We start from the raw sequence: 23070 nt of genomic DNA, 5'->3' as shown, positions 1-23070 counted from the left end.
ATAGTTATGCATTGTGGGTGTTATATGTTGCTTAAAATATGAGCAAACACAACTTTTTATACTGCCTTTGTTGCAATTGTGTGAAATGTTTGCCAAATTGAAAGGCTTGTAAGTGCCAGAACATCATACTGGTATTTGAATGGATTCAATTTTTCAGACAGGGCAGGGAGCTGCCGAAGCAGTAGAGGTCTGGTAATGTCACTTTTAGAAGTTAAAAATCTTCGTATTGAGTATCCCTCACGCCATGGGGTACATGCCGCTGTAAAATCGTTGTCGTTTAATATTGAACGTGGTGAGATTGTTGGCGTAGTTGGTGAATCGGGGGCGGGTAAGTCCACTGTTGGTAATGCGGTTATCGATCTGCTGAGTCCTCCAGGAACTATTGCTGGTGGTGAAGTATTTCTTGATGGTGAAAAAATCTCAGGTCTCTCGCCGCAGAAAATGCGTCAAGTTCGTGGTTCTAAGATCGGTTTTATTTTTCAAGATCCGATGACCTCACTCAATCCTTTGTTTACTGTTGAGCAGCAATTGAAAGAGACAATTCATGCCAATATGAATGTGTCTGATGAAGAAGCTTATCAGCGCTCATTGTCGTTGATGCAGCAGGTGGGAATCCCACAACCTGAAAACCGCCTTAAACAGTACCCGCATCAATTTTCTGGTGGCATGCGTCAGCGTGTGGTTATCGCCATTGCACTCGCAGGTGAACCAGATCTAATTATTGCTGATGAACCGACGACAGCACTAGATGTATCGATTCAAGACCAAATCCTTAGTCTTATACGTGAGTTGTGTGTAAAGAATAATGTGGGTTGTATGTTGGTGACCCACGACATGGGTGTAGTTTCCAATGTGACAGATCGAGTGGCGGTAATGTATCGCGGGGATTTGGTTGAATTTGGTCCAACCGCAAAAGTGTTGGGCGATCCTGATCATTCTTATACTCGAAGTCTAATTTCGGCGGTGCCGCGTTCTGATGTCAAATTGAAGCGTTTTCCTCTAGTGAGTTACATTGAAGAAGCGAGTGAGATGCAGCCGCTTGATATTAAGAATCACTGGTTAGGGCAAAGCCAAGATCAGCGTGACTACACCGGTGCATTGCTTGAAGTTGAAAATGTTAACCTACGTTTTGTCACTAAAGATTCGTTATTTGAAAGTCGTCGAGAATATGTGCAAGCGTCAAACAATGTCAGCTTTGAAGTGCGAGAAGGTGAGACCTTTGGTCTCGTCGGTGAGTCGGGCTCTGGCAAGTCGACGATTGCTCGCGTAATCGCGGGTCTGTATCAGCCTAACTCAGGACGAGTGACCTTTGAAGGCATTGACCTCACTGCTTTGACTTCAGAGAAAGAGCGTCGCCCAATGCGTCGTCAAATGCAGATGGTGTTTCAAAACCCATATACATCGATGAATCCACGCATGAAAGTGTTCGATATCATCGCAGAACCGATTCGATTTCATAAACTTACGCGCAATGAAACAGAAACGCGACAGATCGTTAACGATCTTTTGGATCATGTTGGTTTGGGCGTTATGGCGGGAGTTAAGTACCCGCACGAGTTCTCTGGCGGTCAGCGCCAACGTATTTCGATAGCGCGTGCTCTAGCAACACGCCCACGTCTTTTGATTTGTGATGAGCCGACGTCAGCATTAGACGTGTCGGTACAAGCGCAAATTCTCAATCTACTCAAAGACCTGCAAGACGAATTAAATCTCACCATGTTGTTTATTAGTCATGACTTACCGGTGATTCGCCAGATGTGTGATCGCGTGGGAGTGATGCAGATGGGAACGCTGTTAGAAGTTGCGCCAACTGAGCAATTGTTTAATCACCCACAGCATGAGTACAGCAAGCAATTGATTTCCTTAATGCCAGAATTTACTGGTTTAAGAGAAGAAGTAAAAACGGCATAAGTCGTGTGTAAGCAGAGTATTGTTCATCAACGCTCTGGTTACTTGATAGATGCAAACACAACACAACGAGGGATTGAAATCCCGCATAAGGAGTTATGCAATGAAAACCATGAAGAGCAAAATCGCAGTCGCATTGATGGCTGCAGGCTTGAGCTTAAGTGCAGCCGCAGCTGATATTACAGTGGCTTATGACGCGGATCCGGTATCTCTTGATCCGCATGAGCAGCTATCAGGCGGTACTCTGCAAATGTCGCACATGGTATTTGACCCACTAGTTCGCTTTACCCAAGAGATGAAGTTTGAGCCGCGCTTGGCAGAGTCTTGGGAGCGTGTTGATAACGAGACAATGCGTTTCAATCTTCGTAAAGGGGTGAAGTTCCACTCGGGAAATGAACTGACAGCGGAAGATGTGGTTTGGACTTTCAACCGTTTGAAGAGCTCTCCAGACTTTAAAGGTATTTTTGGTCCGCTAGTGTCACTAACCAAAGTGGATGATTACACGGTAGAAGTTAAGACAGATGGTACCTACCCACTGATTGAAAACGTGGCAACCTACATCTTCCCTATGGACAGCAAGTTCTACACCGGTAAGACCGAAGATGGTAAAGATAAAGCAGAGCTAGTGAAGCACGGTAACTCGTTTGCATCGACTAACGTTTCTGGTACTGGTCCATTTGTGATCACTTCACGTGAGCAAGGCGTTAAGGTTGAATTTGAGCGTTTTGCGGATTACTGGGATAAGGATGCCGGTAACGTCGATAAGATTACATTAGTGCCAATCAAAGAAGACGCGACGCGCGTTGCGGCATTGCTTTCTGGTGATGTGGATATGATTGCTCCAGTTTCTCCAAATGATTACAAACGTATCAAGAGTGCAGACAGTGTTGATCTGTATACGATGCCGGGTACTCGCGTTATCACGTTCCAAATGAACCAAAACAGTAACCCTGCGCTGAAAGACGTCCGTGTTCGTCAAGCGATTACTTACGCAATCAACAACGAAGGTATCGTTAAAAAAATCATGAAGGGCGCAGCAACGGCGGCGGCTCAGCAGAGTCCAGTTGGTTATGCGGGTTACAACGAAGATCTGAAACCACGTTATGACTTGAAAAAAGCTAAGCAGCTGATGAAAGAAGCGGGTTATGAAGATGGCTTTACGCTTACGATGATGGCGCCAAACAACCGCTATGTGAACGATGACAAGATCGCACAAGCTTCGGCGGCAATGCTGTCGAAAATTGGCATCAAGGTTGACCTAAAAACTATGCCGAAAGCACAGTACTGGCCTGAATTTGATAAGTGTGCCGCTGACATGTTGATGATTGGCTGGCACCCAGATACGGAAGATTCAGGTAACTTTACTGAGTTCCTAGCAATGACGCGTAACGCTGAAACAGGCAAAGGTCAGTACAACTGTGGTTACTACTCAAATGCCGAAGTGGATAAGCTAGTTGAAGCATCGAATACGGAAACGGATCTGGTAAAACGTGGAGAGATGCTAAAACAAGTTGAAGCGACGCTCTATGATGAAGCGGCGTTTGTACCACTACACTGGCAAGATCCATCATGGGCAGCGAAAAGTAATGTGGATATTCAACCAATCATTAATGGTATGAACTTCCCATACTTTGGCGACTTAGTGGTTAAGTAAGCGTTGTGCAGTAATTTTGCTTAACGAGTTTGGCTAAGCTGTTTGATAGCTCTTATGGTTAGCCATTCTTGTCAGCTTTGAGGTACCTAGCTTTACTCAGTCGAGCTAGGTACCGAATTCTAGACTGATTATCTAATTGGCACAGGAGTGCGATTAGATTTCTATGGAAAGTTAAAGGGGCAAGGAATGTTTTCGTTTCTGGTCAAGCGCCTGTTTCAGGCACTGATAGTGATGTTTGTGATCAGTTTAGTGGCGTTTGCCATTCAAGATAACTTGGGTGATCCGCTACGTGAGCTTGTTGGTCAATCGGTTTCCGAATCCGAACGCCAAGCCTTACGTGACGAGCTCGGCTTGAACGATCCCTTCATTACAAAATACACCCGCTTTGTCGGTGATGCACTTCAAGGCGATTTAGGCACTTCTTATTTTTTCAAGCGTCCAGCAGCAGAAGTCATTCTGGATAAGTTAGTACCCACTCTCGAGTTAGTGTTTGGTGCGACGTTAATTATTATTGTTTTTTCTATTCCTTTAGGCGTTTACTCAGCGATTCATCCGAAAAGTGTATTTACCAAAATCATTATGGCGATGAGTAGTGTTGGTATTTCGATCCCGGTGTTCTTAACCGCGATTATGTTGATGTATGTCTTTTCTATTGAGCTCGGCTGGTTACCCTCCTATGGGCGAGGTGATACGGCCAATGTTCTTGGTTGGGAGTCAGGCTTTTTTACCCTCGATGGTCTCTCTCATTTAATACTGCCTTGTATCTCTTTGGCTTCGATTATGTTGCCGTTGTTTATTCGTCTGGTTCGCTCTGAAATGCTTGAGGTTTTGAGCTCGGAATACATTAAATTCGCGAAAGCAAAAGGGCTTAATCTGAAGAAGATTTACTACCAGCACGCATTGAAGAACACCATGTTACCGGTACTCACGGTGGGCGGTGTTCAAATCGGTACTATGGTGGCATATACCATTTTGACCGAAACGGTCTTCCAATGGCCGGGAATGGGCTTTTTGTTCCTCGAGGCGATCAACCGTGTTGATACACCGTTGATTACTGCTTATGTCATTTTTGTCGGGTTAATTTTCGTGGTCACCAATACTATCGTCGACCTTTTATATGGACTAATTAACCCAACAGTGGACCTAACAGGAAAAGGAGCATAACCATGGAACAAACAGTGACGGCTCCTTCTCGTTGGGAGCGATTTAAACAGTCAGATTTTCTGTACTATTTCTTACGTGACAAAGTGGCGATGTTTAGCTTCGCCGTGTTTATGATGTTTTTGGTACTCGCACTGGCGGCACCGATTATTTCACCGACTGACCCATACGATCTTAGCTCAATTGATATAATGGACTCAGAGCTACCACCGTCATGGATGGAAGAGGGGGATGAACGCTTCTTACTCGGTACGGATGAACAAGGGCGCGATATTCTTTCGACGATTCTTTATGGCTCACGTCTATCGCTGACTATTGGTTTTTTAGCGGTAGGTTTGCAGCTAATTTTAGGTATCGTGATTGGCTTATCTGCGGGTTACTTTGGCGGACGTATTGATAGTTTCTTGATGCGTTTTGCTGATGTACAGCTGTCTTTCTCTACTATGATGGTTGCGATTATTGTCTCCGCGATATTTAAAGCGAGCTTTGGCAGTGAGTTTTATAGTCAATATGCTGTTGTGATGCTGGTGGTGATTATTGGTATTGCCGAGTGGCCTCAGTATGCACGAACTATCCGAGCTTCGGTTTTGGCTGAGAAGAAGAAAGAGTACGTGGAAGCGGCTCGCGTAATGGGCTTTAAAGCGCCTCGCATTATGTTTCGCCATATTCTGCCAAATTGTTTATCGCCAATTTTGGTTATTTCAACGGTTCAGGTGGCAAATGCGATTATGTCTGAGGCGGCACTTTCTTTCCTCGGCTTGGGCTTGCCAGTCGATCAGCCATCACTGGGTGCGCTAATTAGCATTGGTTTTAACTACATCTTCTCTGGTGCATGGTGGATAACTGCCTTCCCAGGTATTGTGTTAGTGACGCTAGTTCTAGTGATTAACCTGTTAGGTGATTGGCTACGTGATGTATTTAACCCAAAACTTTATAAAGGTTAATGACTAACCATGATGAAAAAAACCGCGTTAATTCGCGGTTTTTTAATGCCTGTATTTTGCGTTTTAAATATGAAATCTTTGTTTTTGCCCGCTCTCATCAAAAATAGATGAAAATTGTTGTCTGAGATTCAGTTCGTCAATCTGTGCGATAGCACGAAAAGAGAGAAGTAGGTAGCAAGTGAAACCAGGAAAAATAGGTATAGCAAGAATCGTCGATGCGACAGGGTATTCGATAAAGGGACTTGGAGCGGCATGGAAACACGAAGCGGCGTTTCGTCAAGAGGTGGCTCTACTCGCTATTTTATCGATTGTGGCTTACTGCTTACCCGTCGGTGTGGTTGAGCGAGTACTGATGATTGGTAGTGTTGCCATTGTTGTTATCGTAGAGCTACTAAACTCTGCTATAGAGGCAGTGGTTGATAGAGTGGGTTCTGAGTGGCATGAACTCAGTGGTCGGGCTAAAGATATTGGTTCCGCGGCCGTGTTGGTGGCTCTGTTACTTGCACTGTTCACTTGGGGCTCGATTATTGTGGAGCAACTAGTATGATGCAATCTCGTCGTCGTTTTTCATTATCTTATCTATCGATTACCGCTCTGCTGGCGCTCTATTTTGCTTTGGTGCTCAACTTGCCAATTTATAAAGAGCTGGAACATATTTTTAGCCAAATGGAGACGGTGCACCTTGGTTTTATTATTTCGATCCCCTTTTTCTTCTGGGCAGCACTAAACTTTATTTTTAACCTGTTTAGCTGGCCGTATTTCACCAAACCTTTTTTTATCTTATTACTGGTTTCATCTGCTTTGGTGAGCTATGCCGGGTTTAATTACGGCACTATTTTTGATGCAGATATGATCACTAATATTATGCAAACCGATAGCGGCGAAGCGAACGCTTACTTGAGCACTTATTCGGTAGTATGGTTTGTCGCCTTAGGTCTTTTGCCAGCGCTCTTATTAGCGGTGGTTCCGATACGGTCACAATCTTGGCTGAAATTGTTGGGCTTTAAGTTCGCATCTATGGCGACCTCATTGTTGGTCATTGTACTGATTGCTGGCCTTTACTATCAGGATTATGCATCCGTTGGGCGTAATAATAGCTATTTGAAGCATGTTATCGTGCCCACTCAGTTTGTTGGCGCGACGGTTAAGTACATCAACAAAACCTATTTTTATACCCCTGTTCCATATAAAGAATTGGGAGTGGATGCTCATCAATCCACTGAAGCGTTAGCAATGGCGAAGACTAAGCCGACTTTATTGGTGCTGGTGGTTGGTGAAACCGCGCGCTCACAGAATTATCAGCTCAATGGTTACCCGCGTGAAACCAACCCTTACACAGAAAAATTAGATGTTGTCTCATTTCAAGATGTACGCTCATGCGGCACGGCAACGGCGGTTTCTCTGCCTTGTATGTTCTCTCTATTAACTCATGATAACTATGATCATGATGTGGCGGTGAACCAAGACAATGCGATTGATATTCTTAAGCGTGCTGACATTGGTATGGTATGGGAAGATGACGATGGTGGGGACAAGACGGTCGCCAAGCACATTGAGCGTCAAATGATGAATCGTCATCGCGTTGATGCGACCTGTGATGGCAATACTTGTTATGACATGGTGCTGTTGGAAAATTTTGAACAGAATGTGGAGAAGCTTTCAGGTAACCGCATGATCGCGCTGCACTTAATTGGCAGTCATGGTCCAACTTATTACAAGCGTTATCCTAAAGAGATGGCATTCTTCCAGCCTGATTGCCCAAGAGCGGATATTGAAAACTGCAGTGAGGAGCAAATTCGCAATAGCTATGACAATACGATTCGCTATACCGATTATGTATTAAGTCAGTTGATTGAGCGATTAACCAAACTGGAGGATAAGTACAATACCGCGCTAATTTACCTTTCAGATCATGGTGAGTCGTTAGGGGAAGATGGATTATTTTTGCATGGTGCTCCGTATGCAATTGCCCCTGACTATCAAAAAACCGTGCCCCTAATCGTTTGGATGTCACCAGGATTTCAAACCACAAAAAACATTGATATCGATTGTTTAAAACAGCAGGCTAAGCTGACGGAGACCCATTCACATGACAATTTATTTCACTCCTTATTGGGCGTGATGGACGTGAGTAGTAAGGTTTATCAGCCAAAACTCGATATTTTTGCTAGTTGCCGTATAAAAAATTAGTCGTTTAGCTTTTAAACAGTGATCGAAGCCTAAGAATTAGAACGGTGAGATTTCCTAAACTAAGAGTCGTTTTATTTACGGCTCTTTTTTTGCATTCACATTTTCTCAACGCTAATGATTTTACAATATAGTGACACGTGTTTTGCTGGTATAAGTGTCACTGGTGGGGGGAGTATGGTTTTTAAAAGGAACGTTTCTTATACAAGTTACTCTAATATGAGTAGTTTTCTTTTGCCCAAGAATCCGCGCCAACTTAATAACAACAAAGGTCGAATAACCAATATGGATATTAATTTGCTACCGAAATCTGCTGTACGCGCCAACTTACTGACGATGCTGGTGTTAGGTAGTGCTTACTTTGCTTTGCCTGTGAACGCTCAAGAGGTGCTATGTGATGCGACTCAAGCATCAACTCATGAGTTGCCCTTGTTAACCTCTTCTTGTCCAATAGGTAAGGGTTTATGGGGAAAACAGCAGCCGAGAGGGAGTGAATCAACTTTCTGGATTCAATGTGGCGTGTTGTCCAAACCCTTGTCTCTTGATGAAGCTAAAGTGATTTATCAGCATATTTCTACTGATGTTTGGGGGAAAATTGAAGGTAAAAACGCACGTTGTTTGATAGGCCCATATCAAGATTTTGCGACAGCGAGTAAAGAACTTCAGGCTGTCAAAAAACTAAAATCCTATGAGCAGGCATTTATTCGTGAAGTCGTAAAGGGAGCGCCTGCGGTCAAAAAGACGAATAAGACTCAAGCCGTAGAGCACACGCCAGTTGAGAAGACCGCGCCAGCGCGTCAAACAACCACTTTGATTCCACCTGTCAAACCTCAGAAGGTTACGGCGGTAAAAGCGACACCAGTACTTACACCGACTACGGAAAACAAGTTAGAGATATCGATTCGTCGCGAAATAAAGATTGGTGACTTATCTTTTAAAGTGCCTTATCTACCATTCGGTGATGATCAATTTTATATGGAATATGATAAACCGTGGACAAGACTCAATTTTGCTAAAGCGAGTCAGGTGTGTCATGCATTGAACATGGAAGTGCCAAGTAGAGAGCAATGGCAAACATTGTTGGATGCCGATGTAATGCAAAGTAATCAATGGCCAATGTATCTGCCATATTGGGGAGCAGAAAACTCAGCCTTGTTTACTAGTGGCAAGATGACAACGACATCAGGTAAGTCACTATTGAATGTAATGTGTGTAGGCTAGTTGTCTAAATTGCGCTTATAAAAAAGCCATGCACATTGAAATGGAGCATGGCTAATGTTGTTGATTAACTCAGCGATTAACGCATCGTAACGAATTCTTCTGAACCCGTTGGGTGGATAGCCACAACTGAGTCGAAATCTGCTTTGGTTGCGCCCATCTTCATCGCAACGCCAAAGCCTTGGATCATCTCATCGACTGCAAAGCCAATGCCGTGTAGACCGACAACTTTTTCATCTTCGCCAGCACACACAAGTTTCATTTTGCATGGTTGGCGGTGTTGGGTTACTGCTGTGTACATAGCGGTAAAGCCAGAAGTGTAAACCTTAACGTTCTCTTCGCCGTATTGAGTGATAGCTTCAGGTTCTGTTAGACCAATTGTGCCAATTGGCGGATGGCTAAATACCACTGTTGGAACGAGCGCGTAGTCCATCTTCGCATTTGGTTTATTGTTGAATAGACGCTCAGAAAGCTGACGACCCGCTTTAACCGCAACCGGTGTTAGTTCAATGCCGCCTTCCATGATGTCACCAACACAGTAGATACCAGCTACGTTAGTTGCTTGGTACTCATCTACTTTGATGTAGCCGCGTTCGTTGATTGCTACACCAGTCGCACTCAGGTTGATCGCATCGGTAGCAGGGTGACGACCGATAGCCCAAATGAGCTGGTCAACGTTTTGGCTCTCACCGTTTTCTAGGTGCAGTGTCAGGCTACCGTCCGCTTCTTTCACTACTTCTTTTGGTACAGAGTGTGTATGCAGAGTTGGGCCTTCTGCGTTCATCACTTCTACCAATGTTTCGATGATCATTGGATCAAAACTACGTAGTGGTGATTCTTTACGGCAGAATAGGTGTGTATCAGTGCCAAGTGCGCTCAGTACGCCAGCAATTTCAACTGCGATGTAACCTGCACCAACCACAGCAACACGTTTTGGTTGCTCTGCTAGGTCAAAGAAACCGTTTGAATCAATGCCGTATTCCGCGCCTGGAATGTTTGGAATAGTAGGGCGACCACCGACGGCGATAAGGATATGATCAGCGGTGTATAGTTCGCCATCAACCTCAACCGTTTTCTCATCAACGAACTTAGCAAAGCCTTTGATTACGTTTACTTTGTTGTTGCCAAGCACACGGTCGTAAGATTGGTGGATGCGACCAATGTAAGCCTGACGGTTTTCGACTAATTTGCTCCAGTCGAAGCCTTTAACGTCGACATCAAAACCATAATCTGGTGCGTATAGGTTCATCGCTTCTGCGATTTGCGCGCCATGCCACATCACTTTTTTAGGTACACAACCTACGTTTACACATGTACCACCTAGGTCTTTTGCTTCAATCAGAGCAACCTTAGCGCCATACATTGCTGCACGGTTTGCTGATGCGATGCCGCCGCTGCCGCCACCAATACAGATATAGTCAAAATGAGTCGCCATTACTTTCTCCAAGAGCTTATTAATTTTGTCTGACAATAGTTACATTGGGGTGGGTAGTTGCTAACTCAACATCACCATATCTATTGCCATCGATCCTATGTTGCTATCATAAATCGAATCTAGCAATTTGCTAAATGGGAAAAAGTGATATTGCTTATGACAAATAGCGATGAGAGTCATATAAAGAGGAATAAGCGGATAAAAAAACGCAGCGAGAAGAATCGCTGCGTTCTAAAGGTGATGGGATTATTCCGGCACAATCCAGTCGACTTTCCAGTGACCTGTTACCGGTGCAATCGCTTCTTGCAGGAATGGCAAGATTTCTTGCATTTGGCTCTCTAGTTTCCAAGGCGGGTTAATTACAATCATGCCGGATGCAGTCATGCCGCGCTCGTTGGTATCTGGAGAGACACCGAGTTCAATTTGTAGGATCTTGCGAATACCAAGCCCTTCTAAGCCTTCAATCATATCTTCGATATCACAGCGATTTACCACTGGGTACCAAATTGCGTAAATGCCCGTCGCCCAGCGTTTATGACTTTGATAAATCGCTTGAACCACATCGCGATACTCTTTCGCGAGTTCATATGGTGGATCAATCAGCACTAAACCGCGGCGCTCTTGCGGTGGCAAGCTCGCTTTTAAGCGTTTAAAACCATCTTCTTTGTAGATGCTGACTTGGTGATCGCGTTCGAATTCTTGCTCAAGTAATGGATGATCGCTTGGATGAAGTTCAGTGAGCACCATGCGGTCTTGTGGACGAATTTGCGCACGAGCAACACGTGGTGAGCCAGGGTAGTAACGCAGAGCATCACCGTTGTTAAGCGTCTTAATCGAGTCAATGTAGCTTTTGATATCTTCAGGAATATTTGGGGTATCCCAAATACGAGCAACACCTTGTTTGTATTCACCGGTTTTCTCTGACCATTCGTGGGTTAAGTCATAGCGACCCACACCAGAATGGGTGTCGTGGTAAACAAAAGGCTTATCTTTTTGCTTTAGGGCATCAAGGATAAGGCTTTGCACAATGTGCTTTACGACATCGGCATGGTTGCCAGCGTGAAAACTGTGACGATAACTCAGCAAGGGACACTCTCGAAACGGTCTTTTGACCATGATCTTAGGATTAACAATTGCGCTTAGTATATACCTAAGTGAGGGTTAGGGGCAGTATTGGCGAATCGGCCTAAGCCGGTTTTTTGCTTAGCCAGCGCCGTTATTTCGCTTGGCTTGTGAGCATAATCATCGAGATGACTATTGAAAATCACTTAACTTACCTATATTTAACATAGACGTGATTATTAAATTTCAAACGAACTCGTCAGTTCGCTTTGTGCAAACATAAGGAATGCATTATGTCTAATCCGCTTCTTACCTTTACCGACTTACCGCCTTTCTCTCAGATCAAACCTGAGCATATCAAGCCTGCAGTCGAGCAAGCGATTAGCGATTGCCGTGACAAAATTGAGCAAGTAATGGCAGACGCTAGTGAGCCAACTTGGGAGTCTGTTGTTGCGCCAATTGAAGAGATGGATGATCGCCTAAGCCGCATTTGGTCACCAGTGAGCCATATGAACTCAGTGATGAACAGCGATGAGTTGCGCGAAGCGTACGAAAGCTGCCTACCAATTTTATCTGAGTATGGTACTTGGGTTGGTCAGCACAAAGGTTTGTTTGATGTTTACAAAGCGATTAAGAGTAGCGATGCCTTTGCCACACTAAGCCAAGCGCAGCAAAAAACCATTACCGATTCACTGCGTGACTTTGAATTATCGGGTATTGGTTTACCAGCTGAAGAGCAACGTCGTTACGGCGAGATCAGCAAACGTATGTCTGAGCTCGGCTCGCAATTCTCAAACAACGTGCTCGATGCAACCATGGGTTGGACTAAGCACATCACAGACGAGAAAGAGTTAGCGGGTATGCCAGAGTCTGCACTTGCAGCAGCCCAAGCTGCCGCACAGGCAAAAGAGCTCGATGGTTATCTACTGACGTTAGATATCCCATCTTACCTACCCGTGATGACTTACTGTGATAACCAAGCGCTGCGCCAAGAGTTGTACGAAGCGTACGTAACGCGCGCATCTGATCGCGGTCCAAACGCCGGTAAATGGGACAACAGTGAAATCATCGCAGAGAAGCTTAAACTGCGTTACGAAATTGCACGTATGCTTGGCTTTGGCACTTACAGTGAAAAATCACTTGCAACCAAAATGGCGGAAACGCCAGAGCAGGTTCTTGGCTTCCTCAATGACTTAGCCACCAAAGCAAAACCGCAAGGTGAGCGTGAAGTGGAAGAGTTGCGTCAATTTGCTCAAAGTGAATTTGGTGTCTCTGAGCTCAACCTTTGGGATATTGCTTATTACAGCGAAAAACAGAAGCAGCACTTGTTCCAAATTTCTGATGAAGAGCTGCGCCCTTACTTCCCAGAGCAGAAAGCCGTGAGTGGTCTATTTGAAGTATTGAACCGCGTCTTCGGCATGACAGTGACTGAGCGTCAAGGGGTCGATACTTGGCATGAGTCAGTGCGTTTCTTCGATATCTTTGATAGTGAGAAGACACTGCGTGGTAGCTTCTATCTTGATTTGTACGCGCGCGAGCACAAACGTGGCGGTGCATGGATGGATGACTGTCGTGGTCGCCGTATCACACTGGATGGTGAGCTACAGACGCCAGTGGCGTACCTAACTTGTAACTTCAATAAACCAGTCGGTGATAAGCCAGCGCTCTTTACTCATGATGAGTTAGTGACGCTATTCCACGAATTTGGTCATGGTATCCACCATATGCTAACGCAAGTGAATACCGGCGCGGTGTCAGGTATCAATGGTGTGCCATGGGATGCGGTAGAGCTACCAAGTCAGTTCCTAGAAAACTGGTGCTGGGAAGAAGAAGCGCTAGCGTTTATCTCTGGTCACTATGAGACCGGTGAGCCACTACCAAAAGAGATGCTCGATAAAATGCTCGCGGCGAAGAACTTCCAATCTGCGATGTTTATTCTGCGTCAGCTAGAGTTTGGCTTGTTTGATTTCACGCTACACACAGAATATGACCCAGAAGTCGGCCCTCGCGTGCTAGAAACGTTAGCCGAGGTGAAGTCGAAAGTCGCCGTACTACCAGGTCTAGAGTGGAACCGTTTCTCGCACAGCTTTAGCCATATTTTTGCAGGTGGTTACAGCGCAGGTTACTACAGCTACCTATGGGCTGAAGTGCTTTCTTCAGATGCGTTCTCACGCTTTGAAGAGGAAGGTATCTTTAACAAAGAGACTGGACAAAGCTTCCTCAATAACATCCTAGAGATGGGCGGTAGTGAAGAGCCGATGGAGCTGTTTAAGCGTTTCCGTGGCAGAGAGCCGGAGATTGATGCTTTGTTACGCCACTCAGGTATCCTAGCCTAACCCTGCCTATTTGGCGCTGTAGCGTTGTTGTCCTACGCTCGCAAACCTCATCACATAGTTTGTCTATGTTCAGAGGCTTTGCTCCTTGGACGCCTAGCTACAACGCCAACTAGTTTGGCTTGGCAATTGGTTTGCCAAGTCAGTGTGAAGCAGTTTCACTTCTAGTCACTGTTCTTAAAAGAATAGTTTTCTATGCTCCTAGATAGCGAAACTTTGCTGCCTAGCAGAAACTCTCAACTGCTTTGAGAATTGTCAGGTTTAGTGAGGCTTTGCTCCTTGGACGCCTAGCTACAACGCCAACTAGTTTGGCTTGGTAATTGGTTTGCCAAGTCAGTGTGAAGCAGTTTCACTTCTAGTCACTGTTTTTAAAGGAATGGTTAAGTTTAGTGAGGCTTTGCTTCTTGGACGCCTAGCTACAACGCCAATTAGTTTGGCTGAGTGTTGAATTAGATTGATTAGAAATATTAAAGCCTTCCGGTTGGAAGGCTTTTTGCGTTTAGGAGCGATGCGTTGGTGGTTAGGCAATCAGTTTTGTAGCTTGGATTTAATCAGCTTATCGAGGGATATTGGACCGGGTCCCCAAACGATGACGATTAAGATCATTAAGCCCCATAGCTGGTGGTCATAGAAGCCTTTTTCCCACAGTAATGGGTAAGAGACCACCGCGATAATATTGAAGACAAACAAGATGGCTGCCATTGGGCGAGTGAGTAAGCCGAATGCGAGAAATACGGGCAGGATAAGCTCGGCGGCAGTCCCCATATACGCGGCTAATTCCCAAGGCAATAGTGGCACTTGGTATTCCAACTCAAAGAGGTAGAGGGTGCTATCCCATGAGCTGATTTTGATTAAGCCGGAATTGAAAAACACCCAAGCGACCCACAAACGGCAAAACAATAACAGGAGTGGAACGAACACGCATTGCAATTTGCCGATCAGATCATCATAGGTCTCAAGCATGGTTTTGGTGGTCATGGTGTTCTCCTTAACTTGGGTTTGATTGTTGGGATAAGGAAAATCCAGCAATCAAATTGAGCTCAATCAGTTGATTGAGGGCAGTGAGATAAACGGGGTCGATTTCTTGTAAGGTGAGCCCTTTAGCGATGCTGGTAAGCAGTTGATAGACCTCTTCTTCAACCGCAAGATTCCAGGATTCTCCTGCTTGATTGCAAGCACATACACCTTGTTGTGGACGTTGAATATCCAGCTTGGCAAGCTCATCTGGATTGTGGTAAATCGCTTGGTAGAGAGCAAAAGTGGCATAGGTGCTAGTAAATAACACGACATCTGGATGGAGCTGAAAACGAATTTGACCATGCTGCTCGACAGGTAATGTGGCAAGTTGGTCGAGAGTGTGGCTGCCGAGCGGTTGGCGCGAAAATCTTTGTTGTGTTAAATCCAATCCCCATTCAAAACGAGCCACGTCTCCGATATAAGGAGCGGCTTGGATCACCGTAGGAAAAGTGTTGAGTGACTGGTCAAAATGTTCGCCATAATGGGTAACATCGCCACTGGTCAAAGGGTAATTAAGCACATGGTGGCGCGCGATTTGCGCGAAGCACTCTTCTCCCAAGAGAGCCTTCACCATAGGATACGTTGCCTCCAAAACTTCACTTAAGCTCATCACGAAGTTATTGCGGTAGATCTGCATGCGCTCGTCTGCAGTAAAGTGGTCACTGATAATTTGGCACTCTTCACCTTTCGCTTGGTAGTGTAAGGCGCTAGCGAATTGATGTTGCAGCTCAGCAAGCTTCATAGCGCCTCCTTGAATGACTCTTTTGTCTCACAACCAATTAGGATTTGGCTCGCTTTACGTGCCTCGCCGAGCAATACCTCTGGCGTTGGAATATCTAAATCCCACTCAATGAGTGTGTGTCGTGGACCATTGTGGTGAATCCAATTTTGAAATAGTTGCCAAACCTCATCACTGACAGGGCGGCTGTGGGTATCAATCCAAATCTCGCCTTTTTCTAGTTGTTTAACGGTAAAACCTGCCAAATGAATTTCATCGACAGCATGGCTTGGAATGCCGCTGAGGTAAGTTTCGCAGCTAAAGCCATGATTGAAGGAGGAGACATAAATATTGTTAAAATCGAGCAGCAATCGGCAATCGGTTCTGTGTTGCACTTCAGCGAGAAACTCCCATTCAGTAATGGTGGAGTGGGCGAATTTTACGTAGCTCGATGGGTTCTCGACTAGCAGTGGGCGCTTAAGTGCGTCTTGCACTTCCAGTACATTGCGACAAAACACGCTTAAGGCTTCCTCCGTATAGGGTAGAGGCAGTAGGTCGTTAAAATAGTGCCCGCCATTTTCACTCCAACTTAAATGATCAGAGATTAAGATAGGTTCAATTTCATCGACTAAATGACATAGCTGTTTAATGTGCAGCGGATTCACTCGTTCTACGCTACCCAGTGATAAACCAATACCATGACAGCTTATTTGGTAATGATTGCGGATTTGGCGCAGTTGCTGGCGAGCAATGGAATCTGGCTTAAAATAGTTTTCACTGTGGATCTCGAGCCAAGAGAGTTGCGCAGGCTCAGTTAAAAAATAGTCGATATGTGGTGAGCGTAATCCAACTCCGATTGATGGGTGAAAGTATGTCGTCGTCACGGTTGATCCCTAGCAAAAATGGCATGAAAGAGATGACGCGCCGTTGAGCTCAGCGCGTCATACAAGACTTAAGCTGACTCTGTGCTACCACCAACCAGTTTTTCACATAGACCTTTCGGAACCACCACAAATGCATCTTTCTGACCATCTTCTTTAGCGGTACCAGCACATGAGCTGGTTTTGGTTGCGCAGTCATTTTTACCGGCTTTAGATACGCCATAGCATTTCTCTTTTTCAGCAGCGACCGCTGGTGCTGCCGTAAGCGTACCCATAGCCAGTAGACCCGTGATTGCAGCAGTTACAGCTAGATTAGACTTTTTCATAGTAGATTCCTCAGACTGATTTCCTTGATTAAATTTGGCAGACTGTTCAACAGTTTGCTCACTTAATAGGATAGAAAAGCCGCCAGAAAACTTTCATAAAATTTATTTTTGCTAGCCAAATGATGCAAAATTGTTATCTAATTGTTTGATGGGAAAGCAATAAAAAAATGGAAAAAAATTCTCGGTTTTCTGCATATATCACCTAGCTGTTTAGGTTATAATCAACTTTTATGTATAAATAACCAGTAGCTTAGCCATGATGGATCCCTCTTTACTTCTCGACGGTCTAAACGATAAACAGCGTCAAGCCGTTGCAGCTCCAATTGAAAACCTGCTTGTTCTTGCTGGAGCAGGGAGTGGTAAAACTCGTGTGCTTGTTCACCGAATTGCTTGGCTGATGTCTGTTGAGCAAGCGTCGCCTTTCTCGATTATGTCGGTAACCTTTACCAATAAAGCCGCAGCAGAAATGCGCGGGCGTATCGAAGAGTTGATGATGGGCAGTGCATCGGGGATGTGGAATGGTACTTTCCATGGCATCTGTCATCGCATTCTGCGCGCACACTACTTAGACGCTAAGCTACCGGAAGATTTCCAAATTATTGATAGTGATGATCAGCAGCGTTTGCTCAAGCGTTTGATCAAAGCGCAAAACCTGGATGAAAAGCAGTGGCCACCTCGCCAAGTTTGCTGGTGGATTAACGGCAAGAAAGATGAAGGTCTGCGTCCGCAGCACATTGATGCCTATCACGATCCTGTGACCAAGACCTATTTGCAGCTCTATAGCGCTTATCAAGAAGCGTGTGATCGTGCAGGTTTAGTCGACTTCGCGGAGATATTGCTACGAACTCACGAGTTATTGCGTGATAAGACGGCAATTCGTGAACACTACCAAGCGCGCTTTAAGCATATTTTGGTCGACGAATTTCAAGATACCAACAATATCCAATACGCTTGGCTACGCATGATGGCAGGTCCAGATACGCGCGTGATGATCGTTGGTGATGATGACCAATCTATCTACGGTTGGCGCGGGGCGAAAATTGAGAATATTGAAAAATTCACCCTTGAGTTTCCAAGTGTAAATACCATTCGTTTGGAGCAAAACTACCGTTCGACTAAAACCATTCTAGAAGCCTCGAATACTCTGATCGCCAATAACACTGAGCGTATGGGTAAAGAGCTGTGGACTGACGGCAATGTTGGCGAGCCAATTTCTGTCTATTCTGCTTATAACGAATTGGATGAAGCGCGTTTTGCGGTTGGTAAAGTTAAAGAATGGCAAGACAAAGGCGGAGCACTGAACGATACGGCCATGTTGTACCGTAATAACGCCCAGTCACGTGTGCTGGAAGAAGCTTTGCTGCAAGCGGGCCTACCGTACCGAATTTATGGTGGGATGCGATTCTTCGAACGCCAAGAAATTCGTGACGCATTAGGTTATATGCGTTTGATTAATAACCGTGATAATGACGCGGCGTTTGAGCGTATTGTGAATACACCAACGCGCGGCTTGGGTGACAAAACTTTAGAGACGGTCCGTTTTGCAGCGCGCGATCGTGGTTGTACTTTATGGGAAGCCAGTATCGCTCTAATTGATGAGCAAGTGCTGACAGGCCGTGCTGCTGGTGCGCTAAGCCGCTTTATTGAGTTGATCAACGCACTCGAAGATGACACTTGTGAAATGCCAATGCATCAACAAACTGACCATGTGATTAAATACTCGGGCTTGTTCGCAATGTACGAGCAAGAGAAGGGTGAAAAATCTAAGGCGCGTATTGAGAACTTGGAAGAATTGGTGACTGCAACGCGCCAGTTCGAAAAACCTGAAGAAGCGGATGAGATGAGTGAACTCACTGCTTTCTTGACTCATGCTGCATTAGAAGCGGGTGAAGGTCAGGCGGATGAGTTCGAAGATGCGGTGCAGCTAATGACGCTACACAGTGCAAAAGGTCTAGAGTTCCCAATGGTGTTTATGGTTGGCGTCGAAGAGGGGATGTTCCCAAGCCAAATGTCTGCGGAAGAGGCAGGTCGTTTGGAAGAGGAGCGCCGTCTTTGCTACGTAGGCATGACTCGTGCAATGGAAAAACTCTACATCACTTACGCTGAGATGCGCCGTTTGTATGGCCAAGATAAGTATCACAAACCATCGCGCTTTATCAAAGAGTTGCCAGAAAGCTGCTTAGATGAAGTACGTATGAAAGCGCAAGTGAGCCGCCCTACGAGCTCTGGCCGCTTTAGCCAAACTGTGGTGAAAGAGAGCTTCAACGAAACAGGATTTAGTCTAGGCTCTCGTGTACTACACCCTAAATTTGGTGAAGGTACCATCATTAATTTTGAAGGCAGTGGTCCACAAAGCCGTGTGCAAGTCGCCTTTAATGGTGAAGGCATTAAGTGGCTAGTCACCGCTTACGCGCGATTAGAAAAACTCTAATCAGCAGACATGATTGAATTAAAAAGGCGTGCATTGGCACGCTTTTTTAGTATTTGGCCTATGGGTGTCTAAAAGCTCAAAAAGCTGTACATCAAGTAATGAGTATTAATTAAGTTGTTGTTATTAAATGATTTAATATGATCGATTTTAACTGATCTAATTCGCTTGTCATGAGCAAAAAACTTTTTAGCTGTACAGATTTAGCTGATCATATTGAGCAATGGTTTGTGGCAAAAGATGGCTATTCCGAATAGGGAGCTTGAGTAGTGCTCTACTGTAAAATTCGATGTGCTGCCTACTAATTTATTTGTAGGTAATTTTGTCGATTATTCTCGTCTTAGAACGTGACACTTCAAAGTAGAGGAAGTTTTAGTTAGGCGATAAATAAGCGAATCCCCTGAGCAATACCGTACCTACCAATCTATTTGCAGCTGATGCTAGGCGGCAATTGAACGACATCCCTGAGCATAGTTTGCTATGTGATGGGAGGAGAGAAAGCAGCCAACAACGCAGCAGCAAGAAATAGGCAGGTAGAAGAAAAAGAAAAACCCCGAGGGCAAAAGCCCATCGGGGTTATAGTCTTACTCGCAGCAATCCGGCTACTAAAAGTGCTCCATGCATCAAATCCATGATAGTGTGCTGTAGTCCTTCAGCATAATCCTTTCGTCGCCGTCCTAGCGGTGTCCTTGACCTTATCCTGGTCTGCTAACAATCCTCGTTAGCTCTCATCACTTGGTCCCTGAGCGGTGTCCATGACATCATCCTGATGTTCAGTCCTTGCCTCGTCCAGAGGTGTCCATTTCCCATCCTTAGTAGCAACCATCCTAGTCACTATTGCGTCCGTTCAATGTCCAATTTGCTTTCCATGCCCGACTATTCATCCTGAATAACCGTCTCTTCTTCCTGAAGACTACCTAATCCGTGGTAATTTCCTGTTCCGTGTCAGTATCCTTCCGACAGGACTAATATTACGTTTTTCTCGCATCAGAACAATCTCTGCAAACGCATATTCTTTGTTAACATCTGATTGAGATTAAATTAAATCGTTATTTAACAATGGCTTATTGTTTTATTTGTCATTTTATCTGAGCGACAATACGAAATATCCGCATCCTTTTGTAAGAGATCTCGCACAAGGATGCGGGCTGATCGATGACCGACTATCCGATTAGCAATGTGGTGATATCTGCTATAGAGCTAAATAAAATAGTAAAACCAATCACTGAGAACATAATTCCGCATGCGCCATCGATATATTTTGCTGCATTTTGCATTTTCTTTTGCAGTCGAGAGCTGGAAAGTAGCCAAGCAAGTAGAGAAAACCAGACCAATGACAATCCCCACAAAATCACCAGTGCGATGCCTTTTCCACCCCAAGACATACCCACAGGCACTAAGCTCGACATTAGACTGACAAAAAACACCAACGCTTTAGGATTGAGAATGTTAGTGGCAAAGCCGCGAGAGAAAGCTTGGCGCTTGCTGGCTAACAAGTAGTGCCCAGATGTTGCGAGCTCGTTTGATTGGTTTTGTGGAGCATTTCGGCTTTGCCATAAACCGTGTAAGGCCCCAAAACCTAAGTAAAGCAAATAGCTACCACCAAGCAATTGCACAATCGCGAACAATCCAGGGTGCTGCTGTACCAGGTAGCTGACCCCCGTCAGGCTAAATATTGAATGCAGTAGAATGCCAAACGAGAGGCCAAGTGCGATGTACAGTCCGGTTTGACGACCATAGCGTGTGGTGTTCTGTACCACTAAAGCAAAGTCAGGACCGGGACTCATTAAGGCGATCCAGTGAACCGACGCCAAGGTAGCAAGAATAGTAATTTCGTTCATAACAACATTTCTACATCAGCAACGTGGGTTGCTGTTTGATTAGGTAAATAGAGATGGGGTTATTATCGGGCGTTACAGTAAGCAAAGCTTGTAAATTATGATCACTGATTTTGCGAGATACTAAGGAGCGACTTGTTTTGGGGTGACACCAAAATTGGTTTTGAATGCTTTCGTAAAGTGGGCGTGGTCGTAGAAACCAACGTGGTGAGCGACCTGAGTGGCACTTTGACCTTCACGCAACAGTTTCATCGCGTATTCGAGACGCAGGCGAGTTAGCCATGCGTATGGCGTCATACCCATTTGAGCTTTAAAGTGGCGTTGGAACTGAGTTGGGGTCAGTTCGCATAGAGTCGCTAATTGTTCGAGCCTAATTGGTTGGTCGATATGGTGCCAAATAAACTCTTTGAGAATCTCGCTTGATTGAGTACCTAATTTTTGTACTTGCGGAGGCTGACCATAGCCGTAGTGTTTGAAAAGCTGCTCAAACCCTTCCAGTGGTAGGCAGTCTTTCGCAAGTTGGCTTAGGTTATCGTTAGCAAGTAATTGGTGCAGTTGGTAAAGCTGTTTGAATATAGCCGGTTCGCTGAGCACGGATTGGCGGAAGGTTACAACCTGCTCGCTTGCTTTATCATTCGCCAGCTCTGAGAGCCAGTGTGGATCAAGTGAAAAAACTTTGGTTTGGTAGCCACTGTCCAATACCGAGTGACCATCATGTAGCTCATCAGGCTGCATGATTACCACTTGTCCTTGCCCGACGTGATGGGTAGTGCCTTGATGATGAAACTTTTGTTCGCCCTGAGTTATCAAACCAATATGGAAGTCGAGATGATAGTGGCGCTGAAAGCTAAAATGCTGATAGCGCGCATCAATCAAATTGATCGACTCACTGATGGTATTGCGATAATTGGCGTGTTCCATAATAAAAAAGCTTGGTGAAATTATCACCAAGCTTATCGTTGAAGGTTTGCTTTGTCTTGTAAAAAACGATCAGACGCTAGCGATGATTCATACTGTTTTGTGCTTGAGCTGCTTTCTTGTTGCGACGACTATTGCGTAAACCGTCAAAACTAAATACCACCAAAGCGCCCCAGATAAAGACGAAAGTTAACGCTTTATCCAGTGAGAATGCCTCGCCATATACCGCGACAGCAAGCAGGAACATTAAGCTTGGACCGATGTATTGGAAAAAGCCGAGAGTAGAGAGCTTTAAGCGAGTTGCGGCACCCGTAAAACACAGCAATGGTAAGGTCGTGATGACGCCCGCAGCGATAAGCAGCAGATTAAGGCTCATTGTGTTTTGGGTAAAGTCGGAGGTGGCTGAATTGGCAATCCACAATACATAGATCAGCGCGGCAGGTAGCAGTACCAAAGTCTCAATAAACAATCCTGTTTGCGCATTGACGCTCACTTTCTTGCGCAGTAGCCCGTAAAAGCCAAAAGTACAGGCAAGGGCAATCGCGACTAATGGTACAGAGCCAAAAGCGATCAGTTGAATTAGCACCCCGGTTGCAGCAAGGGCAACGGCAACCCACTGCAGTTTTCGCAAGCGCTCACCGAGAAATAACATCCCCAATAACACGTTGATCAGTGGGTTAATATAATAGCCCAAGCTGGCATCCAACATATGGTTAGCGTTGACCGCCCAAATGAAAATAAGCCAGTTAACCCCAATTAGAATCGCGGATGTGGTTAAATAAATTAGCTTGCGTTTGTCGCAAAAAATGTCTCGAACCGATCGCCAATGGCGACCAAAATGGAGTAACGCGGCAAGCAAAAAAAACGACCAAATGACACGATGGCTTAGGATTTCTAGCGCTGGGACAGCACCTAAGGCTTTGAAGTATATCGGTGCAATTCCCCACATGGTGTAGGCACTGATAGCCAGTAAAACGCCTTGGCGCGATCGTTGTTGTTCTTCTTCTGTTGTCATACAAAGATCACTGTTTGAATAAGATAG

At 45.1% G+C, this 23070-nt stretch carries 18 protein-coding genes; 9 read left to right on the top strand and 9 right to left on the bottom strand.

All coding sequences use genetic code 11. The features are described 5' to 3' along the window. The first annotated feature begins 195 nt into the window (after positions 1 to 195). The 7 genes from IRQ95_RS18320 to IRQ95_RS18290 all read left to right on the top strand — a co-directional run bounded on the left by IRQ95_RS18320 (position 196) and on the right by IRQ95_RS18290 (position 9075). The gene (locus IRQ95_RS18320; protein WP_194438612.1) at positions 196 to 1911 is read left to right on the top strand and encodes a dipeptide ABC transporter ATP-binding protein; all 1716 of its coding nucleotides are present in this window, start codon (positions 196 to 198) and stop codon (positions 1909 to 1911) included. Between the two features lie 100 nt (positions 1912 to 2011). Then, a complete protein-coding gene (locus tag IRQ95_RS18315) occupies positions 2012 to 3562 on the top strand; it encodes an ABC transporter substrate-binding protein (protein WP_194438610.1) in 1551 nt (516 codons plus the stop codon). 186 nt (positions 3563 to 3748) lie between these two features. Beyond that, entirely contained in the window at positions 3749 to 4726 is a 978-nt protein-coding gene (locus IRQ95_RS18310; protein WP_194438608.1) for an ABC transporter permease, read from the top strand. Positions 4727 to 4728: 2 nt separating this feature from the next. Beyond that, positions 4729 to 5667, top strand: coding sequence for an ABC transporter permease (locus IRQ95_RS18305; RefSeq protein ID WP_194438606.1), 939 nt, complete (start codon positions 4729 to 4731; stop codon positions 5665 to 5667). A 178-nt stretch (positions 5668 to 5845) separates the two neighbouring features. Further along, the gene (locus IRQ95_RS18300; RefSeq protein ID WP_194438604.1) at positions 5846 to 6214 is read left to right on the top strand and encodes a diacylglycerol kinase; all 369 of its coding nucleotides are present in this window, start codon (positions 5846 to 5848) and stop codon (positions 6212 to 6214) included. Continuing rightward, positions 6211 to 7857 (top strand): phosphoethanolamine transferase, encoded by a 1647-nt coding sequence (locus IRQ95_RS18295; RefSeq protein ID WP_194438602.1) that lies wholly within the window; start codon positions 6211 to 6213, stop codon positions 7855 to 7857. Before IRQ95_RS18300 ends, IRQ95_RS18295 begins: the two co-directional genes overlap by 4 nt. Positions 7858 to 8139: 282 nt before the next feature. Further along, positions 8140 to 9075 (top strand): SPOR domain-containing protein, encoded by a 936-nt coding sequence (locus tag IRQ95_RS18290; protein ID WP_194438643.1) that lies wholly within the window; start codon positions 8140 to 8142, stop codon positions 9073 to 9075. 76 nt (positions 9076 to 9151) lie between these two features. On the opposite strand, the gene gorA is transcribed toward IRQ95_RS18290, so the two are convergent. Next, positions 9152 to 10507, bottom strand: a complete 1356-nt coding sequence (gene gorA / locus IRQ95_RS18285) for a glutathione-disulfide reductase (RefSeq protein ID WP_194438600.1) — start codon at positions 10505 to 10507, stop codon at positions 9152 to 9154. Positions 10508 to 10753: 246 nt separating this feature from the next. Continuing rightward, entirely contained in the window at positions 10754 to 11593 is an 840-nt protein-coding gene (locus tag IRQ95_RS18280) for a 23S rRNA (adenine(2030)-N(6))-methyltransferase RlmJ (protein ID WP_194438598.1), read from the bottom strand. A gap of 269 nt (positions 11594 to 11862) precedes the next feature. Here IRQ95_RS18280 and prlC point away from each other — a divergent pair, with 269 nt between their 5' ends. After that, positions 11863 to 13905 (top strand): oligopeptidase A, encoded by a 2043-nt coding sequence (prlC, locus tag IRQ95_RS18275; RefSeq protein WP_194438596.1) that lies wholly within the window; start codon positions 11863 to 11865, stop codon positions 13903 to 13905. A gap of 525 nt (positions 13906 to 14430) precedes the next feature. On the opposite strand, the gene IRQ95_RS18270 is transcribed toward prlC, so the two are convergent. From IRQ95_RS18270 to IRQ95_RS18255, 4 genes are all read right to left on the bottom strand, one after another. Beyond that, a complete protein-coding gene (locus IRQ95_RS18270; protein WP_123781017.1) occupies positions 14431 to 14880 on the bottom strand; it encodes a DoxX family protein in 450 nt (149 codons plus the stop codon). Between the two features lie 10 nt (positions 14881 to 14890). After that, positions 14891 to 15661: an HvfC/BufC N-terminal domain-containing protein gene (locus tag IRQ95_RS18265; RefSeq protein WP_194438595.1), complete on the bottom strand. Its 771-nt coding sequence runs from the start codon at positions 15659 to 15661 to the stop codon at positions 14891 to 14893. Beyond that, positions 15658 to 16521, bottom strand: a complete 864-nt coding sequence (gene bufB / locus IRQ95_RS18260; protein WP_194438593.1) for an MNIO family bufferin maturase — start codon at positions 16519 to 16521, stop codon at positions 15658 to 15660. The genes IRQ95_RS18265 and bufB overlap by 4 nt, the downstream gene beginning before the upstream one ends. Positions 16522 to 16589: 68 nt before the next feature. Then, entirely contained in the window at positions 16590 to 16844 is a 255-nt protein-coding gene (locus IRQ95_RS18255) for a BufA1 family periplasmic bufferin-type metallophore (RefSeq protein WP_075647746.1), read from the bottom strand. 256 nt (positions 16845 to 17100) lie between these two features. Here IRQ95_RS18255 and uvrD point away from each other — a divergent pair, with 256 nt between their 5' ends. Next, positions 17101 to 19275, top strand: coding sequence for a DNA helicase II (uvrD, locus tag IRQ95_RS18250; RefSeq protein ID WP_194438591.1), 2175 nt, complete (start codon positions 17101 to 17103; stop codon positions 19273 to 19275). Positions 19276 to 20435: 1160 nt separating this feature from the next. On the opposite strand, the gene IRQ95_RS18245 is transcribed toward uvrD, so the two are convergent. The 3 genes from IRQ95_RS18245 to rarD form a co-directional block, all read right to left on the bottom strand. Beyond that, entirely contained in the window at positions 20436 to 21113 is a 678-nt protein-coding gene (locus tag IRQ95_RS18245) for a LysE family translocator (protein WP_194438589.1), read from the bottom strand. Between the two features lie 120 nt (positions 21114 to 21233). Beyond that, complete coding sequence (locus tag IRQ95_RS18240) at positions 21234 to 22031, bottom strand: helix-turn-helix transcriptional regulator (protein WP_194438587.1); 798 nt, start codon at positions 22029 to 22031, stop codon at positions 21234 to 21236. Positions 22032 to 22107: 76 nt separating this feature from the next. Further along, positions 22108 to 23043: an EamA family transporter RarD gene (rarD, locus tag IRQ95_RS18235; protein WP_194438584.1), complete on the bottom strand. Its 936-nt coding sequence runs from the start codon at positions 23041 to 23043 to the stop codon at positions 22108 to 22110. Positions 23044 to 23070 lie beyond the last annotated feature (27 nt).

Origin of the sequence: Vibrio fluminensis (assembly GCF_015278125.1) — a bacterium.
In the GTDB taxonomy this organism is placed as follows: domain Bacteria; phylum Pseudomonadota; class Gammaproteobacteria; order Enterobacterales; family Vibrionaceae; genus Vibrio; species Vibrio fluminensis.
The sequence above is the reverse complement of the archived record's forward strand: the minus strand, read 5'-3'. Positions and strand labels throughout refer to the sequence as shown.

Bases quoted from the DNA above. Each gene is read 5' to 3' on its own strand.
- IRQ95_RS18245 (WP_194438589.1), bottom strand. From the start codon at position 21,113: ATGAACGAAATTACTATTCTTGCTACCTTGGCGTCGGTTCACTGGATC.
- rarD (WP_194438584.1), bottom strand. From the start codon at position 23,043: ATGACAACAGAAGAAGAACAACAACGATCGCGCCAAGGCGTTTTACTG.
- IRQ95_RS18315 (WP_194438610.1), top strand. From the start codon at position 2,012: ATGAAAACCATGAAGAGCAAAATCGCAGTCGCATTGATGGCTGCAGGC.
- IRQ95_RS18305 (WP_194438606.1), top strand. From the start codon at position 4,729: ATGGAACAAACAGTGACGGCTCCTTCTCGTTGGGAGCGATTTAAACAG.
- uvrD (WP_194438591.1), top strand. From the start codon at position 17,101: ATGATGGATCCCTCTTTACTTCTCGACGGTCTAAACGATAAACAGCGT.
- IRQ95_RS18265 (WP_194438595.1), bottom strand. From the start codon at position 15,661: ATGAAGCTTGCTGAGCTGCAACATCAATTCGCTAGCGCCTTACACTAC.
- IRQ95_RS18290 (WP_194438643.1), top strand. From the start codon at position 8,140: ATGGATATTAATTTGCTACCGAAATCTGCTGTACGCGCCAACTTACTG.
- IRQ95_RS18255 (WP_075647746.1), bottom strand. From the start codon at position 16,844: ATGAAAAAGTCTAATCTAGCTGTAACTGCTGCAATCACGGGTCTACTG.
- prlC (WP_194438596.1), top strand. From the start codon at position 11,863: ATGTCTAATCCGCTTCTTACCTTTACCGACTTACCGCCTTTCTCTCAG.
- gorA (WP_194438600.1), bottom strand. From the start codon at position 10,507: ATGGCGACTCATTTTGACTATATCTGTATTGGTGGCGGCAGCGGCGGC.
- IRQ95_RS18295 (WP_194438602.1), top strand. From the start codon at position 6,211: ATGATGCAATCTCGTCGTCGTTTTTCATTATCTTATCTATCGATTACC.
- IRQ95_RS18310 (WP_194438608.1), top strand. From the start codon at position 3,749: ATGTTTTCGTTTCTGGTCAAGCGCCTGTTTCAGGCACTGATAGTGATG.
- IRQ95_RS18270 (WP_123781017.1), bottom strand. From the start codon at position 14,880: ATGACCACCAAAACCATGCTTGAGACCTATGATGATCTGATCGGCAAA.
- IRQ95_RS18320 (WP_194438612.1), top strand. From the start codon at position 196: ATGTCACTTTTAGAAGTTAAAAATCTTCGTATTGAGTATCCCTCACGC.
- IRQ95_RS18240 (WP_194438587.1), bottom strand. From the start codon at position 22,031: ATGGAACACGCCAATTATCGCAATACCATCAGTGAGTCGATCAATTTG.